This is a genomic window from Variovorax soli (genome assembly GCF_031454625.1).
In the GTDB taxonomy this organism is placed as follows: Bacteria; Pseudomonadota; Gammaproteobacteria; order Burkholderiales; family Burkholderiaceae_C; genus Variovorax; species Variovorax soli_A.
In genome coordinates, this window is sequence record NZ_JAVDRF010000009.1 from 160,419 (window position 1) to 175,852 (window position 15,434).

15 protein-coding genes and 1 pseudogene are annotated in these 15,434 nt (G+C 67.0%); 8 read left to right on the forward strand and 8 right to left on the reverse strand.

All coding sequences use genetic code 11. The features are described from left to right. Window positions 1-26: 26 nt before the first annotated feature. On the reverse strand, window positions 27-785 hold the full coding sequence (locus J2739_RS19820) for a 3-hydroxyacyl-CoA dehydrogenase (protein WP_309904758.1): 759 nt from the start codon (window positions 783-785) through the stop codon (window positions 27-29). Between the two features lie 143 nt (window positions 786-928). Beyond that, window positions 929-1,489: a phasin family protein gene (locus tag J2739_RS19825; RefSeq protein WP_309904760.1), complete on the reverse strand. Its 561-nt coding sequence runs from the start codon at window positions 1,487-1,489 to the stop codon at window positions 929-931. A 176-nt stretch (window positions 1,490-1,665) separates the two neighbouring features. On the opposite strand from J2739_RS19825, the pseudogene J2739_RS19830 reads away from it, so the two are divergent. Beyond that, a pseudogene (locus J2739_RS19830) lies at window positions 1,666-1,945 on the forward strand (histone deacetylase); the annotation flags it as partial. Between the two features lie 212 nt (window positions 1,946-2,157). Then, window positions 2,158-2,595 carry an acyl-CoA thioesterase gene (locus J2739_RS19835; RefSeq protein ID WP_309904762.1) on the forward strand — a complete coding sequence of 146 codons (438 nt, stop codon included), beginning with the start codon at window positions 2,158-2,160 and terminating at the stop codon, window positions 2,593-2,595. A 63-nt stretch (window positions 2,596-2,658) separates the two neighbouring features. Here the strand turns inward: J2739_RS19835 and J2739_RS19840 are convergent, their stop codons facing one another. Both J2739_RS19840 and J2739_RS19845 read right to left on the reverse strand, forming a co-directional pair. Beyond that, window positions 2,659-3,081 (reverse strand): hypothetical protein, encoded by a 423-nt coding sequence (locus J2739_RS19840; protein WP_309904765.1) that lies wholly within the window; start codon window positions 3,079-3,081, stop codon window positions 2,659-2,661. A 31-nt stretch (window positions 3,082-3,112) separates the two neighbouring features. Beyond that, complete coding sequence (locus tag J2739_RS19845; RefSeq protein WP_309904767.1) at window positions 3,113-3,346, reverse strand: CsbD family protein; 234 nt, start codon at window positions 3,344-3,346, stop codon at window positions 3,113-3,115. A 188-nt stretch (window positions 3,347-3,534) separates the two neighbouring features. Here J2739_RS19845 and pncB point away from each other — a divergent pair, with 188 nt between their 5' ends. Genes pncB through J2739_RS19870 form a run of 5 tightly spaced genes read left to right on the forward strand, consistent with a single transcriptional unit; the run spans window position 3,535 to window position 9,717 of the window. Beyond that, window positions 3,535-4,749 (forward strand): nicotinate phosphoribosyltransferase, encoded by a 1,215-nt coding sequence (gene pncB / locus J2739_RS19850; RefSeq protein ID WP_309904769.1) that lies wholly within the window; start codon window positions 3,535-3,537, stop codon window positions 4,747-4,749. Further along, entirely contained in the window at window positions 4,746-6,176 is a 1,431-nt protein-coding gene (locus J2739_RS19855; protein WP_309904771.1) for a sodium:proton antiporter, read from the forward strand. The genes pncB and J2739_RS19855 overlap by 4 nt, the downstream gene beginning before the upstream one ends. A gap of 2 nt (window positions 6,177-6,178) precedes the next feature. Further along, window positions 6,179-7,165: a 2-hydroxyacid dehydrogenase gene (locus tag J2739_RS19860; protein WP_309904773.1), complete on the forward strand. Its 987-nt coding sequence runs from the start codon at window positions 6,179-6,181 to the stop codon at window positions 7,163-7,165. A 7-nt stretch (window positions 7,166-7,172) separates the two neighbouring features. Further along, a complete protein-coding gene (locus tag J2739_RS19865) occupies window positions 7,173-8,522 on the forward strand; it encodes a DNA recombination protein RmuC (protein ID WP_405053916.1) in 1,350 nt (449 codons plus the stop codon). Between the two features lie 34 nt (window positions 8,523-8,556). After that, the gene (locus tag J2739_RS19870) at window positions 8,557-9,717 is read left to right on the forward strand and encodes an MFS transporter (RefSeq protein WP_309904775.1); all 1,161 of its coding nucleotides are present in this window, start codon (window positions 8,557-8,559) and stop codon (window positions 9,715-9,717) included. A gap of 122 nt (window positions 9,718-9,839) precedes the next feature. Here J2739_RS19870 and J2739_RS19875 read toward each other — a convergent pair whose 3' ends face one another. The 4 genes from J2739_RS19875 to earP form a co-directional block, all read right to left on the reverse strand. Continuing rightward, a complete protein-coding gene (locus J2739_RS19875; protein WP_309904776.1) occupies window positions 9,840-10,706 on the reverse strand; it encodes an LOG family protein in 867 nt (288 codons plus the stop codon). 74 nt (window positions 10,707-10,780) lie between these two features. Next, the gene (locus J2739_RS19880) at window positions 10,781-11,557 is read right to left on the reverse strand and encodes a crotonase/enoyl-CoA hydratase family protein (protein ID WP_309904778.1); all 777 of its coding nucleotides are present in this window, start codon (window positions 11,555-11,557) and stop codon (window positions 10,781-10,783) included. A 60-nt stretch (window positions 11,558-11,617) separates the two neighbouring features. Then, the gene (efp, locus tag J2739_RS19885) at window positions 11,618-12,172 is read right to left on the reverse strand and encodes an elongation factor P (protein ID WP_309904780.1); all 555 of its coding nucleotides are present in this window, start codon (window positions 12,170-12,172) and stop codon (window positions 11,618-11,620) included. Between the two features lie 135 nt (window positions 12,173-12,307). Beyond that, the gene (gene earP, locus J2739_RS19890; RefSeq protein WP_309904782.1) at window positions 12,308-13,378 is read right to left on the reverse strand and encodes an elongation factor P maturation arginine rhamnosyltransferase EarP; all 1,071 of its coding nucleotides are present in this window, start codon (window positions 13,376-13,378) and stop codon (window positions 12,308-12,310) included. 66 nt (window positions 13,379-13,444) lie between these two features. Between earP and uvrC the strand changes: the two genes are divergently transcribed. Further along, on the forward strand, window positions 13,445-15,409 hold the full coding sequence (uvrC, locus tag J2739_RS19895) for an excinuclease ABC subunit UvrC (protein WP_309904784.1): 1,965 nt from the start codon (window positions 13,445-13,447) through the stop codon (window positions 15,407-15,409). The last annotated feature ends 25 nt before the right edge of the window (window positions 15,410-15,434 follow it).

A 15,434-nucleotide genomic window follows, 5' to 3' on the forward strand; every position in this document is an offset into this window, starting at 1 on the left:
GGCCAAGTCCCACGGTAGCGGGCTGGCTACCGCGGCGCCAGGCGGATGGCCCCGTCGAGGCGGATCACCTCGCCATTGAGCATATCGTTCTCGATGATGTGCTTCGCCAGTTTTGCGTAATCCTCGGGCGTGCCCAGGCGCGACGGGAAGGGCACGCTGGCAGCCAGTGCATCCTGGACTTCCTGCGGCATGCCGAACAGCATCGGCGTACCGAAGATGCCCGGGGCGATCGTCATGTTGCGGATGCCATTGCGCGCCAGATCGCGCGCGATCGGCAGCGTCATGCCGACCACGCCGCCTTTGGAGGCGCTGTAGGCGGCCTGGCCGATCTGGCCCTCGTAGGCCGCCACCGAGGCGGTGGAGATCAGCACGCCGCGCTCGCCGGTGGCCTCGGGCTCGTTCTTCGCCATGGCGTCGGCGGCGAGGCGGATCATGTTGAAGCTGCCGACCAGGTTGACGGTGACGGTCTTGCTGAACACGGCCAGCGCGTGCGGGCCGCTCTTGCCGACGGTCTTCTCGGCCGGCGCGATGCCGGCACAGTTGACCAGGCCGACCAACTTGCCGAGTTTCTGGGCAGCGGCCACCACGGCCTGGCCGTCTTCCTCCCGGCTCACGTCGCACTTGACGAAGACGCCGCCGATCTCCTTGGCGACCGCTTCGCCCTTGTCCGCCTGCATGTCGGCGACGACGACCTTGCCGCCGTTCGCGGCGAGCATGCGCGCCGTGCCTTCGCCGAGGCCCGAAGCGCCGCCGGTGACGATGAAAACCTTGCCCTCGATCTGCATGTGCTCAGCTCCTCAAAGAATGCTTCGTTGGGCGATCATAGAGCGCAAAAAAAGAGGCCCCGTCCGAAGATGGGGCCCTTGAATTGGATCCCGAAGGACCCAAGGAGACAATCGTCGCCCGCTCGAGGCGGGCTTGTTGCTGATCAGGCGCGCTTGCGGGCAGCGGTTTGAGCGGTGCTCTTGGCGGCGTTCACGGCCGTCGTCGAAACGGCCTGGAAGTTGGCTTCGGCCACGTCCGTGGCTTGCTTCACGGCCTTCTGGACCGATTCGAAGGCGTTGTTGGCGGCGGCCACGGCGCTCTTCATCACGGCGACGGCGGTTTCCGAACCGGCCGGGGCGTTCTTGGCAGCGCTGTCGACCAGGCCGACGAAGGCTTGCTGGGCTTCAGAAGCCTTGGACTCGAAAGCCTTCGTGAATTCGGCGCCGGTGCCCTGGGCGATTTCGTACAGGTGGCGGCTGTAGGCAGCGGTCTTCTCGGCCAGGGGCTGGAACAGGCCGGCTTGCAGGGCCAGCAGCTCTTGCGCGTCCTTGACGCTCAGGAGCGCTTGCGTGGTGCCGGCGGCTTCGGTGAGGGCGGCCTTGGAAGCGGTCACGTTCAGTTCGACCAGCTTCTCGACGCCTTCGAAGGCCTTGGTGGTGAGGCCGAACAGCGTTTCGACGTTGGCCTTGTGAGAGGCGATGATTTGGTCAGCGGTGAGTGCCATGTGGGAGCTCCAGTTGAATGAAAGGGTTGGGTTCGCGGTGCGCTGCTCCTTCGACTTTATGTTGCGGCGCAGCATGACGGAAGTATAGGCAGCGCCTTGGCGCTCTCCAAGAGGTTTTTGCTGCTTTGCAGCAATTTAGAAGCGACTTTCTAAAACCCTCCCGGGCAATGTTCCTGATGCGTGCTTTTTATTCGGGCCACTTCGTCCTGCCGCTGCCGCCCGGTCATCGGCCCGATGGGGCGCAACCCACTGCTGCGCGAGCAGATGGAGCAACACCTGCCCGCCGTCCGGATGTTGGAGGCGGCACGCGCCAGCGACGGCGAGCTCGCCCTGGCGCACACGCCGCAATGGATCGCAGCCATCAGCGACGGCAGTGTCGACGCGCAGGCCATGCGTGAGATCGGGTTTCCCTGGAGCGAAGCCATGGTCGAGCGCTCGCGCCGCTCGGTCGGTGCACTTTCGCCAAGACCCGCGTGGTCACGCTATTCGCGGTGGCCAGCGGCTACGGGCAGCGACATTGCCGAGACGGTGCGGGTGCAGCTCGCTACTTTCCCCGTGGCCTTCGACGACTGGGGGCGATGGCAGAATGCCCCAGCAAGAGGGCGTCGATGAGCGCCGCCCGCACCCGAATGCGCTCGGCACCGCAGACAGAGCCCCACACACTCCCGATGAGCGCCAGACCCACCCCCCACCACCGCAGCGCATTCCGAGTTTTCCGCAGCATCCCGACGCGCTGGGCCGACAACGACATGTACGGGCATGTCAACAACGTCGTCTACTACGGCTGGTTCGACACCGCTGTCAATGCACTGCTGATCGAGCGCGGTGCCTTGGACGTCCACCACGGCGACACCATCGGCTTTGTGGTGGAGACGCAGTGCAATTACTTCGCACCGCTGTCATTTCCGCAGACGGTGGAAGCCGGTGTGCGGGTGGCCCATGCGGGCAGCTCCAGCGTGCGATACGAGATCGCGCTGTTCGCCGAAGGCGCCGAAACCGCGGCTGCCCAGGGCCATTTCATTCACGTCTACGTCGACAGGACGACCCATCGGCCGGTGACGCTTTCTGCGGCACTGCAGGCCGTCGTCGACGAGCTGCGCGGCTAAGACCCGCGCAAAGAAAAAGCGGCGTCTGGTGGACGCCGCTTTGGCTATTGCCGGACTTGGCTCTTATTGCGTCTTGGTGGAGGCGGGCTTCATCATGTTCTTGATCTCGGCCTTGGCCTTGGTTTCGTCAGCCTTGGCCTGCTTTTCGCAGGCGCTCTTGGCGTCGCCCTTCTGGTCGTCGCACTTCTCCTTCGCGACCTCGTAATTGGCCTTCACCTTTTCTTCCTCGACCTTGCGCGCGTTCGAGTCGCTGGGCTTGTATTGCTGCTCGAGTTCAGCCTTGGCGACATTTTCCTTGCCCTTGGCTTCCTTGTCGCAGACGTCCTTGGCGTTGCCCTTCAGCGGGTCGCACTTGGCCTTGTCCATCTTGTAGTTGGCCTCGATCTTTTCCTTCGCGGCCTTGTATTCGTCGTGGGTCATCGCGCTGGCCTGCGCGGCCACCAGGCACGACGAGGCGATCGCGAGCATGAGCAAATTCTTCTTCATGAGATTCTCCTTTGATGTGAGGTTGCCGGAATCAGTACTTCTCGAACCACAGCGCGTCCGGCGTGCGGCCGTCGCGGTTTTCCCAGTCCTTGACCTGCCTTTCTGCTTCATCGCGACTGATTCCGTGTCTTTCCTGGATGCGTCCGAGCAGCTGGTCGCGCTTGCCGGCAATGACATCGAAGTCGTCGTCGGTCAGCTTGCCCCACTGCTGCTTGACCTTGCCCTTGAGCTGCTTCCAATTGCCTTCGATGGTGTCCTTGTTCATCGACCGATCTCCTTCAGATGAGAGGTTGGTTATGTCGCTGACCCATTGCATATGGCCGGCGTGAGACAACTCTGGCGTGCGGGTCTGAAGCGCGCGGTAGGACGCCCGGGGAACGGTCCGTAGGCACATGCCGACGCGGCCCGTGATAATCGGGCGCACGCAGAAACCGGACGCCAGCGCGCCGCATCATGATCATCCACAGCCTGCTCGATACCGACCTCTACAAGTTCACGATGATGCAGGTGGTGCTGCACCACTTCCCCGGCGCTCGCGTCGAGTACCGCTTCAAATGCCGAAACCCGGGAATCGACCTGGCGCAGTTCGCCGCACAGATCCGCGAGGAAGTCCGCCACCTGTGTTCGCTGCAGTTCCGGGATGCGGAGTTGAGCTACCTGCGCTCCATGCGCTTCATCAAGAGCGACTTCGTCGATTTCCTCGGGCTGTTCCGCCTCAACGAGAAGTACATCGACATCGTCCCCAAGGCCTCGGGCGAGCTCGATATCCGGATCGTTGGGCCCTGGCTGCACACCATCCTGTTCGAGATTCCCGTGCTGGCGATCGTCAACGAGGTCTACTTCCGCAACACCCGGCCGCACCCTGACTTCGCCGAGGGCCGGCGGCGCCTGGAGACCAAGATGGCGCAGTTGCAGGGGGAGGGGCTGCAGGACCTGAAGATCGCGGACTACGGCACCCGCCGCCGCTTCTCCAAGGACTGGCACGAGGAGGTACTGCGCACTTTGAGCGCGCGGCTCGGTCCGGTGACCTCCCCGTCGCAGCGCAACGTCGACAAGCCGCCGCAGTTCGCCGGCACCAGCAACGTGCTTTACGCCATGAAACTCGGCCTGATCCCGCTGGGCACCATGGCGCACGAGTACCTCCAGGCCTGCCAGGCGCTGGGTCCGCGACTGCGCGACAGCCAGGTCTTCGGCTTCGAGTGCTGGGCGCGCGAATACCGGGGCGACCTCGGCATCGCGCTGTCGGACGTCTACGGCATGAGCGCTTTCCTGCGCGATTTCGACATGTACTTCTGCAAGCTGTTCGACGGCGCGCGGCACGACAGCGGCGATCCTTTCCAGTGGGGCGAGCGCATGCTGGCCCACTACGCCGCCAACCGCGTCGATCCCCAGACCAAGACGCTGATCTTCAGCGACAGCCTCACGGTTCCGCGCACCATCGAGCTCTACCGGCAGTTCCGGGGCCGCTGTCAGCTGGCCTTCGGCATCGGCACCAACCTCACCAACGACCTGGGCTATGAGCCGCTCCAGATCGTGATCAAGATGGTTCGCTGCAACGATCAGCCGGTGGCCAAGCTGTCCGACACGCCTTCCAAGAACATGTGCGACGACGAGCGCTACCTGGCCTACCTGCGCCAGGTCTTCGAGATTGCGCAGCCGATCGCATGAGCCTGTCGTTGCACGTCCCCCGACGCCTTCGCCTGCTGGCTGCTGCCGCACTGCCCACCCTCACGCCCACCCTGGCTTTCGCCGCCGAAGTCGACGGCCGCGTGCTGTCGCCATGGTGGGGGCTGCCCTTTGCGGGCCTCCTGCTGTCCATCGCGCTGATGCCGCTCCTGACGCCGTCCTTCTGGCACCACCACGTCGGCAAGGTGTCGGCCGCCTGGGCGCTGGCCTTTTTGCTGCCGTTCGCGGCCATCCATGGCGCCGGACTGGCGGGCGCGCAGCTCCTGCATGCGCTGTTGGCCGAGTACATCCCCTTCATCCTTCTGCTCATCGCGCTGTTCGCGGTGGCGGGCGGCATCCACATCCGCGGCAACCTGCGCGGCACGCCGAGGCTGAACACCGCCATCCTCGCGATCGGGGCATTGCTCGCGAGCCTGATGGGCACGACCGGCGCCTCCATGCTGCTGATCCGCCCCCTGATTCGCGCCAACGACAACCGCCGCCACCGGGCGCACGTGATCGTGTTCTTCATCTTCATCGTGTCGAACGTGGGGGGCTCGCTCACGCCGCTGGGCGATCCACCTCTGTTCCTCGGCTTCCTGAAGGGCGTGGACTTCTTCTGGACGGCGCGCAACATCCTGCCGGAGACCCTGTTCGTCGTCGGGGTGCTGCTGGCGCTGTTCCATGCGCTCGACCGCTGGTACTACCGAAAGGAAGGCGTGCTGCCTTTCGATCCCACGCCCGACACGCGAGGCATCCGCTTCGAAGGCGCGGTCAATTTCTGGCTGCTGGGCGGCATCATCGTCCTGGTGCTGTCGAGCGGCATCTGGAAGTCGCCCGTCAGCTTCGACATCCATGGCACCGAGCTCGGGCTTCCCGGCCTCGTGCGCGATGCCGGGCTGGTCGCCATCACGCTGCTCTCGCTTCGGATCACGGCGCCGAAGGTCCATGCCGACAACCACTTCGGCTGGGCGCCGATGGCGGAAGTGGCGAAGCTCTTCGCGGGCATCTTCCTGACCATCATCCCGGTGATCGCGATGCTCAAGGCGGGCATCCACGGCCCTTTCGGCGCGGTCGTCTCGCTCGTGACGCGGCCTGACGGCCAGCCCGATCCGGCCATGTACTTCTGGGCCACCGGGGTGCTGAGCTCCTTCCTCGACAATGCGCCCACATACCTCGTGTTCTTCAACACGGCTGGCGGCGATGCGCAGATCCTCATGGGCACGCATGCTGCGACCCTGGTCGCTGTCTCGGCGGGCGCGGTGTACATGGGGGCCAATACCTACATCGGCAATGCGCCCAACCTGATGGTCAAGTCCATCGCGGAAAGCCGGGGTGTGCGCATGCCGAGCTTCTTCGGCTACATGGTGTGGTCGGGTGCCTTCCTGGTGCCGCTGTTCATCCTCTCCACCTTCATCTTCTTCCGCTGATCATGAGCAAACCCAAGATCCTCGTCGCCCGTTCGGTCTTTCCCGAAACCATCGCCCGGCTGGAAGCCCATTTCGAGGTCGAGTCCAACCAGGACGACCAGACCTGGAGCAAGCCGCAGCTGATCCAGAAGCTCCACGGCAAGCAGGGCGCCTTCACCACCGGCAGCGAGCGCATCGATGCCGAGGTGCTGGCGGCCTGCCCGGAGCTGAAGATCTGCGCCAACATGGCCGTGGGCTACAACAACTTCGACGTCGATGAGATGACCGCTCGCGGCGTGCTCGCCACCAATGCGCCCGACGTGCTGACCGAGACCACGGCCGACTTCGGCTTCGCGCTGCTGATGGCGACCGCGCGCCGCATCACGGAGAGCGAGCATTTCCTGCGCGCCGGCAAGTGGCAGAAGTGGAGCTACGACATGTTCGCCGGCTCCGACATCCACGGCGCCACGCTGGGCATCATCGGCATGGGTCGCATCGGGCAGGGCATCGCCAGGCGCGGCGCGCATGGCTTCGGCATGAAGGTGATCTACCACAACCGCTCGCGGCTCGATGCGCAGCTCGAGGCCGAATGCAAGGCCAGCTACGTGGGCAAGGAAGAACTGCTGAAGACAGCCGACCACGTCGTGCTCGTGGTGCCGTATTCGCCTGCCTCGCACCATACGATCGGTGCCGCCGAGCTGGCCCTGATGAAGCCGACCGCCACACTGGTGAACATCGCCCGCGGCGGAATCGTCGACGATGCGGCGCTGGCGGCGGCGCTGCGTGAAAAGCGACTCTCGGCGGCGGGCCTGGACGTGTTCGAAGGCGAGCCCAAGGTGCATCCCGCGTTGCTCGAGGTGCCGAACGTCGTGCTCACGCCGCACATTGCCAGCGCCACCATCCCGACGCGGCGCGCGATGGCCGAGCTGGCGGCGGACAACCTGGTCGGCTTCCTGGTCCACGGCAAGCCGGTCACACCGCTCAATCCCGCGGTGTTGGGAGGCAAGTAGACCTGCCATGTCTTTGCCGGAATCCTGGGTCCTCATCGGCCTCGCTGCCTTCAATGTCCTCCTGCTGCTCTGGCTGCTGCTGCGCAAGCCGCCCGCACCCGACCACAGCACACTGGTTGCCACGCTGGGCGCGGCTAACGAGCGCATCGAGCGCGAGCTGCGGCACGAGATCGGCGAGTCCTCCCGCGGCGCGCGGCAGGAGACGAGCCAGGCCTTTGCGACTTTCCAGCAGGCGCTCGTGCAGCAGGGGGCCGAGGCCATCCGCACGCAGAACGCCCAGATCGACGCCTTTGCGCAGCAGCTGAGCCTGTTGCAGAAGACGCTGGCCGATACCTTGAACACCCAGCTGCAGGGGCTGGCCGAATCGAACGCGCGGCGGCTGGCCGAGGTGCGCGCGACGATGGAGACCCAGCTGGCGCAGCTCCAGCAAAGCAATACGGCCAAGCTCGACGAGATGCGCAAGACCGTCGACGAGAAGCTGCAGAGCACGCTCGAGGCTCGCCTGGGCGAAAGCTTCAAGCAGGTGGCGGACCGGCTGGAGCAGGTGCACAAGGGCCTGGGCGAGATGCAGACGCTGGCCGTCGGCGTCGGCAGCCTCCAGCGCGTGCTGACCAACGTCAAGACGCGCGGCGTGTTCGGCGAGGTGCAACTCGAAGCGCTGCTCGAGCAGGTGCTCACGCCCGAGCAGTACGCCCGGCAGGTCGAGACCAAGCCACGCAGCGGCCAGCGGGTGGATTTCGCGATCCGCTTTCCCGGTCGCGGCACCGACGGCGCGCCGGTCTGGCTGCCGATCGACGCCAAGTTTCCGCGCGACGACTACGAGCGCCTGCTCGATGCGCACGAGCGCATCGACGCCGGCGCCGCCGAGCTCGCGGCGCGCGCGCTGGAGGCGCGCATCCGCAGCGAGGCCCGCTCGATCGCCGAGAACTACCTGGCTGCGCCGCACACCACCGATTTCGCGATCCTGTTCCTGCCGGTGGAGAGCCTGTATGCCGAGGTGCTGCGCCGCCCCGGACTGATGGACGCCATCCAGCGCCAGCACCGCGTCACATTGGCGGGGCCGACCACGCTGCTGGCGATGCTCAACAGCCTGCACATGGGCTTTCGCACGCTGGCGCTGGAGCAGCAGGCCTCCGAGGTGTGGAAGGTGCTCGGCGCCGTCAAGACCGAGTTCGAGCGCTATGGCGAATGGGTGGCGCGCATCAAGGAGCAGGTGGCCAAGGCTTCCGACACGCTCGACAAGGCCGATACCCGCGCCAAGCAGATGCGCCTGGCGCTGCGCAAGGTCGAGGCGCTGCCGGAGGCGCAGTCGCAGGCGCTTCTGCCGGGCGCCGACGACGGCGAACTGGGCACGTGAACGGCGCCCGGCCGCCACGGGGGGGAGCCAGCCGATGACCTCGGAGCTGCTGCGTCTGATCGCGGCGCAGATCCTGCTGCATGCGGCCATGGCCGGCATGCGCCTCGGTGCCCCCTTGCTGGCGCTGCAGCATGGCTACAGCGCGGCCGCGGTGGGCGTGCTGATCGCGCTGTTTGCGCTCACCCAGGTGTTCCTCGCACTGCCGGCCGGGCGCTTTGCCGACCGGCATGGGCTCAAGCGGCCACTGATGCTGGCGGTGATCGCCGCCTCCTCGGGTGCTGCGCTGGCGGCCGTCCTGCCGTCGTTCCCGGTGATGTGCCTGTCCGCGCTGCTGACGGGAGGCGCCACCGGCGCAGCCGTCATCGCCTTGCAGCGCCATGTCGGACGCGCCGCGAGCAACCCGGTGCAGCTCAAGCAGGTGTTCAGCTGGCTGGCGATCGCGCCGGCGGTCGCCAACTTCGTCGGCCCTTTCTGCGCCGGCCTGCTGATCGACCATGCGGGCCGCAGTCCGGCCGACCTGACGGGCTTCCGCGTCGCCTTCGCCGTGCTGGCGCTGCTGCCGCTGGCGGGCTGGCTCTTCGCGCGCCGCACGCGGGAGCTCCCGCCGGTCGCGACGATGGATGGCGGTGCCAGGCCGCGTGCCTGGGACCTGCTGCGGCAATCCATGTTCCGGCGCCTGCTGTTCGTGAACTGGCTGCAGTCCTCCAGCTGGGACGTGCACGCCTTCCTGTTGCCGATCCTGGGTCACGAGCGCGGGCTGGGCGCCTCGGTCATCGGGTCCATCCTCGGTGCATTCGCCATCGCGGCGGCCGTGATTCGCATCGTCCTGCCCCTGGCGGCCGCGCGGGCGTCGGAGCGCAGCGTGATCGCCACCTCATCGGTGGTGACGGCCATGGTGTTCGCGGTCTATCCGCTGCTGTCGTCGGCACCGGCAATGGCCGTCTGCTCGGTGGTGCTCGGCTTCGCGCTGGGGGCGGTGCAGCCGATGGTGATGAGCATGCTGCACCAGATCACGCCGCACACGCGGCACGGCGAGGCGCTCGGGCTGCGGTTGATGACCATCAACGCCTCCAGCGTCGCCATGCCGATGCTGTTCGGCTCGATCGGCGCGCTGATCGGCATCGGCGGCGTGTTCTGGCTGGCGGGGGGCGTGGTGGCGCTCGGGACGCGGGCGGTCTGGGGACTGAAGGCCTGAGCGCGGCCCCTGCGCAGGGCGCGCGGCGTCGCGACGCTGGGGCCGCAGGTGCACCGCCGAGTGCCGCCGCCTCCCGAACGGCCTGGAGAGATTCTTCGAGCGGGCGGGTTCCGCCTGTCGGCTCAGAGCTTGTAGAAGCGCTTGATCGCTGCCCAGGCGTCCTGCGGGGTGTCGACGTACTCGATGAGCTTCACGTCTTCCGGCGAGATCACGCCTTCCTCGGCCAGGAAGTCGAAGTTGATCAGCTGCTTCCAATAGTCCGAGCCGAAGAGCACGATGGGGACCGGCCGGGCCTTGCGGGTCTGGACCAGTGTGATCACCTCGAACAGCTCGTCCAGGGTGCCGAAGCCGCCCGGGAAGGCCACCAGCGCCTTCGCCCGCATCATGAAGTGCATCTTGCGGATGGCGAAGTAATGGAACTTGAAGCTCAGCGCCGGGGTGACGTAGGGGTTGGCTTCCTCCTCCATCGGCAGCGCGATCGCCAGGCCGACCGAGAGGCCGCCGCCCTCGTAAGCGCCGCGGTTGGCGGCCTGCATGATGCCGGGGCCTCCGCCGGTGGCGACGAAGAGCTTGTCCTCCGGGTCCTTGTCGTCGCTGTACTGGGCCACCAGCTTGCCGAAGGCGCGCGCCTTCTCGTAGTAGTGCGAGCTGCGCGCCAGCTTTCGCCAGCGCGCGGCGGCCACCGTGTCGCCGGCGGCGTCGGCCTGGGCGATCAGGGCGCCGGATTCTTCCTCGCTGCGAAAACGGGCGCTGCCGAAGACCACCACCGTGTTCTCGATGCCGTGGGCGCGCATTTCGAGGTCGGGTTTCATCAGCTCGAGCTGCATGCGCAGCCCGCGCGTCTCGCGTCGCAGGAGGAACTCGGGGTCGGCGAAGGCAAGCCGCGAGGGGTCGGCGTGGAGCGGAAGGCCCTTGTCGGCATGGGACTGGAGGGTGGCCCAGGCGTCGGCAAGGCGCTTGTTATGGAGGTCGTGTGCGTTGTTGGGCATGGTCTGTCGTCAGGGCGAGTCTCGGATTGTGCGCGCAGCAGGATCCGGGCCCGGGATGAAAAGGAGGCGCGGCATCAGAAGCGGCCGTGGCGGCCCTCGCCTGCGGCGAAACGGGCGGCGCCCGCGGCACCCTCCGCTGCAACGAGGGGCACTCCCAGCCGGCCCTCCTGCCGCAGCGCCTCCGCGAGCGGCAGGTTCCATTGGGCGTGGACGGAGGCGCGGTCGGCCAGCATGCATTGCTGCGGAAAGGCGGCCAGCTCGCGCGCCAGCGCCTCGGCGGCCGCGCGAGCCGTGCCCTCGGGCACGACGCGATTGACCAGGCCCATCGCCAGCGCCTCGTCGGCCGCCACCGGGCGGCCGGTAAGGATCAGGTCCAAGGCGCGGCCCATCCCGATCAGGCGCGGCAGCCGCACCGTGCCGCCGTCGATCAGCGGCACGCCGAAGCGGCGACAGAACACGCCGAGCACGGCGCTGCTTTCGGCCACCCGCAGATCGGCCAGCAGCGCGAGCTCCAGGCCGCCGGCCACCGCGTGGCCGCTGATGGCCGCAATCAGCGGCTTGGCCAAGGCCATGCGGGTGGGGCCCATGGGCCCGGTGCCGCCGCCTTCCGGGTCGAGCTCGTTGCGGCGTCCCGGATCGTTCATCGCGCCGAGGTCGGCGCCGGCGCAGAACACGCCGTGCTCGCCCCAGAGCACCGCCACGCGCTGGCTGTCGTCGGCTTCGAAGCGCTCGAAGGCTTCGCGCAGCCGCTCGGCCATGTCGCGGTCCACCGCGTTGCGCTGCCGGGGGCGGCTCATGACGATGGTGCTGACCGGGCCATCGATCTCGGTGCGTACGGAAGGGCTGTTCATGGCTGGAGCGTACGCAAAAAAGGCTCCCGAAGGAGCCTTTGACGCCGGCGGGGCAGCCGCTCAGACGCGCTTGCGGTATTCGCCCGTACGGGTGTCGATCTCGATCCGGTCGCCCTGGGAGACGAACAGCGGCACGGGGACTTCGAAGCCGGTGGCGATCTTTGCTGGCTTCAGCACCTTGCCCGAGGTGTCGCCCTTGACGGCCGGCTCGGTCCAGGTGATCTCGCGCTCGACGCTGGTGGGCAGCTCGACGGAAATGGCCTTGCCGTCGTAAAACACCACTTCGACCGGCATGCCGTCTTCGAGGTAGTTGAGCGCGTCGCCCATGTTCTCTGCCTCGACCTCGTACTGGTTGAATTCGCTGTCCATGCAGACGTACATCGGGTCGGCAAAGTAGGAGTAGGTGCAGTCCTTCTTTTCGAGCACGATCTGCTCCATCTTGTCGTCGGCCTTGAACACCACTTCGGTGTTGAAGTTCGCGATGAGGCTCTTGAGCTTCATGCGCACGGTGGCGGAGTTGCGGCCGCCGCGGCTGTATTCGGTCTTGAGCACGACCATCGGGTCCTTGCCGTGCATGATCACGTTGCCGGCGCGGATTTCTTGAGCGATTTTCATAATCAGGGTCTCTGGATGTTGGCCGCTCGGTGTGTCGGTGGGCTGGATCCTCGACACATTCACCGCGGCGGGTTCAGCGGATGAGTGCGGCAGGGCCCTTGGGAGCCTGGCCGGAAATCCGCAAAGCCCGCAATTCTAACTTTTTTGGACGACGAACCTCCGCAAGCGCTCCAGAAGGCCATCCTGCGCGAGGACGCGATCGCGTGCTGCGGCGGTGGCAGCCCGCCAGTGTGCGAGCGCCGACGGGCCGATCTCCGGCAACTCGCCCGCAGCCATTCCGTTCCAGAGGTGATGAAGGCGGCGCAGAGCGGGCGGGGCTTCCATCCAGTCCAGGAACGCGTCCAGCTTGCTGTGGTGGGCGTCGTCGTCCTGGGCATAGATCTGCCAGATGAAAGGAGCGCCGGCCCAAAGGGCGCGCACCAGCGAATCCTCGCCTCGCACGAAGTTCAGGTCGCACGCCCACAGCAGGTGGTCGAAGTCGGTCTGGGTCAGGTGGGGCAGCCAGTCGATGGACAGGGCGCCCCGCCGGGCCGGCCCTGGCGGCAGGGCGCGCGATGCCCGGCCGGCGGTCACCAGCAGGCGGGTGGGTTCGCCCGCGTGCTCGAGTCGGGCCAGCAGCGCGTCGAGCGCGGGCGGCTCGTAGCAGAACAGGCAGACCAGGCGTTCGCCGTTCCAGGGGATGTTCTGCCTGGCAAGCCAGGCGGCCCGGTCGAAGCGCTCGCGGCGTGCCGCCAGGTCGGCTTCGCGCATCAGGCCGCCCGTCGAAGGGGTGAAGCCGGGGTAGAAGAAGTGCTTGGTCAAGCCCGCGCCCGGGCCCTTGAACACCGGCGAGGCCAGGCCGTGGAGGCGTTCGACATAAGGCTCGGCCGAGAGGTATTCGAGGTTCAGCCATACGCGCCGCGCCGCGCCCGGAGGTGCCGGCTGCGCGAAGCGTGCAACGAGCTCGGGCGCGGGATCGCAGCCGAAGGCCTCGATCAGCACGTCGGGCGGCGGGGCGGCGTCGGCCTCCTGCGCGGCGCCGGCGGCGGTCCAGGCGACCACGCGTACATCGGGATGGCCCCGTGGCGCCATCCATGCCAGTGCCGACGGGTCGTCGATCCACAGCCGGACCGTGCCGCCGTCGGCCGCGAGCGCGCACGCCAGGCGCCAGCACACGCCGACATCGCCGAGGTTGTCGATGACCTTGCAGAAAATGTCCCATCGCATCGCGGGATACTCTACAGCCCGTTTCCCGGCGGCCCTCGCAGGATCGCGCCAGCACAATAGCGCCCGATGTCAGACACGCATTCCGATCAACTGCTCAGCGAGGTCGCGGCGCTGCCGCAACTGCCGGGCGTCTACCGCTATTTCGACGCCTCGGGCGCGGTGCTGTACGTGGGCAAGGCGCGCAACCTGAAGAAGCGCGTCGCCAACTATTTCCAGAAGAACCACGCCGGCACGCGCATCGGCCACATGATCTCGAAGATCGCGCGCATGGAGACCACCGTGGTGCGCTCCGAAGCGGAGGCGCTGCTGCTCGAGAACAACCTGATCAAGACGCTCAAGCCTCGCTACAACATCCTGTTCAGGGACGACAAGAGCTACCCCTATCTCAAGATCGCATCGCACACCTTTCCGCGCCTGGCGTACTACCGCGGATCGGTCGACCGCAAGCACCGCTACTTCGGCCCCTATCCGAGCGCGTGGGCCGTGAAGGAATCGATCCAGCTGCTGCAGAAGGTCTTCAAGCTGCGCACCTGCGAGGACACGGTGTATGCCAACCGCACCCGCCCTTGCCTGCTCTTCCAGATCAAGCGCTGCACGGGCCCTTGCGTGGGCTACATCACGCCCGAAGCCTACGCGCAGGACGTGGCCAATGCCGAGGCCTTCCTGATGGGCGACACCCAGGCGGTGCTCTCGCAGCTGGAGGCGCGCATGACGGCACATGCCGAGAAGCTGGAGTTCGAGCAGGCGGCCGAGCTGCGCAACCAGATGTCGGCGCTGTCGCGGGTGCTGCACCAGCAGTCGGTTGAAATCGCTTCCGACAAGGACGTGGACATCCTTGCGGTCAAGGTGCAGGGCGGCAAGGCTTGCGTCAACCTGGCGATGGTGCGCGGCGGCCGGCACCTGGGCGATCGCGCCTACTTTCCGGTACACGTGGAAGACGCGACGCAGATCCAGCAAGGCGCCCAGGACGCCGAAGGCGAGGAAGCCCCGGACGCGTTCGCGGAATCGGTCGAGGTCCAGGTGCTCGAGGCCTTCATTGCCCAGCATTACATCGACGTGCCGGTCCCGCCCACGCTGGTCCTGAGCGAGCTGGTGAGCCGCGCGCTGATCGAGGCCATCTCGCAACAGGCCGGCACCCGCGTCACGGCCGTGTTCCAGCCGCGCGAGCAACGCCGGCACTGGCTGGAGATGGCGCAGACCAATGCTGCCCTGCAGCTTGCACGCCTGCTGGCCGAGGAAGGTTCGCAGCAGGCGCGCACGCGCGCACTGGTCGACGCGCTGGAGCTTGCGCCGGACGATCTCGACAACTTCCGTGTCGAGTGCTTCGACATCTCGCACACGGCAGGCGAGGCCACGCAGGCCTCCTGCGTGGTGTTCGAGCATCACGCCATGCAGAACCGCGAGTACCGCCGCTACAACATCGACGGCATCACGCCCGGCGACGACTACGCTGCGATGCGCCAGGTGCTGCATCGGCGCTACGGCAAGCTGGCCGAGGCGATGGCGGCGGAGACCGATGCGCCGCCCGCGGGCGATGCGGCAGGTGTCGGTGCCGATGCCCGGCCCGGCACGCGCAGCGCGCGCATGCCGGACCTGGTGCTGGTTGATGGAGGCAAGGGCCAGGTGTCGATGGCGCGCGAAGTCTTCGGCGAACTGGGCCTGCCGCTGTCGCTGATCGTCGGGGTGGAGAAGGGCGAAGGACGCAAGGTCGGCCTGGAGGAACTGGTCTTCGCCGATGGACGCGAGAAGGTCTACCTCGGGCGCGATTCGGCGGCCCTGATGCTGGTGGCGCAGATCCGCGACGAGGCGCATCGCTTCGCCATCACCGGCATGCGCGCCAAGCGGGCCAAGGTGCGGGTGGGCGGAAGCCAGTTGGAGGACATTCCCGGCATCGGCCCCAAGCGGCGGGCGCGCCTGCTTCAACGCTTCGGCGGCATCCGCGGCGTGGCAGCGGCGAGCATCGAAGACATCGCTTCGGTCGATGGCATCGCGTTCGAGCTTGCGGAAGAAATCTACCGGGCGCTGCACTAGCCCCGCAAGGCGAGCAAGCCCGGGG

Coding starts and splice junctions, on each gene's coding strand:
- J2739_RS19820 (WP_309904758.1), bottom strand. CDS start 785: ATGCAGATCGAGGGCAAGGTTTTCATCGTCACCGGCGGCGCTTCGGGC.
- J2739_RS19825 (WP_309904760.1), bottom strand. CDS start 1,489: ATGGCACTCACCGCTGACCAAATCATCGCCTCTCACAAGGCCAACGTC.
- J2739_RS19835 (WP_309904762.1), top strand. CDS start 2,158: ATGAGCGCCAGACCCACCCCCCACCACCGCAGCGCATTCCGAGTTTTC.
- J2739_RS19840 (WP_309904765.1), bottom strand. CDS start 3,081: ATGAAGAAGAATTTGCTCATGCTCGCGATCGCCTCGTCGTGCCTGGTG.
- J2739_RS19845 (WP_309904767.1), bottom strand. CDS start 3,346: ATGAACAAGGACACCATCGAAGGCAATTGGAAGCAGCTCAAGGGCAAG.
- pncB (WP_309904769.1), top strand. CDS start 3,535: ATGATCATCCACAGCCTGCTCGATACCGACCTCTACAAGTTCACGATG.
- J2739_RS19855 (WP_309904771.1), top strand. CDS start 4,746: ATGAGCCTGTCGTTGCACGTCCCCCGACGCCTTCGCCTGCTGGCTGCT.
- J2739_RS19860 (WP_309904773.1), top strand. CDS start 6,179: ATGAGCAAACCCAAGATCCTCGTCGCCCGTTCGGTCTTTCCCGAAACC.
- J2739_RS19865 (WP_405053916.1), top strand. CDS start 7,173: ATGTCTTTGCCGGAATCCTGGGTCCTCATCGGCCTCGCTGCCTTCAAT.
- J2739_RS19870 (WP_309904775.1), top strand. CDS start 8,557: ATGACCTCGGAGCTGCTGCGTCTGATCGCGGCGCAGATCCTGCTGCAT.
- J2739_RS19875 (WP_309904776.1), bottom strand. CDS start 10,706: ATGCCCAACAACGCACACGACCTCCATAACAAGCGCCTTGCCGACGCC.
- J2739_RS19880 (WP_309904778.1), bottom strand. CDS start 11,557: ATGAACAGCCCTTCCGTACGCACCGAGATCGATGGCCCGGTCAGCACC.
- efp (WP_309904780.1), bottom strand. CDS start 12,172: ATGAAAATCGCTCAAGAAATCCGCGCCGGCAACGTGATCATGCACGGC.
- earP (WP_309904782.1), bottom strand. CDS start 13,378: ATGCGATGGGACATTTTCTGCAAGGTCATCGACAACCTCGGCGATGTC.
- uvrC (WP_309904784.1), top strand. CDS start 13,445: ATGTCAGACACGCATTCCGATCAACTGCTCAGCGAGGTCGCGGCGCTG.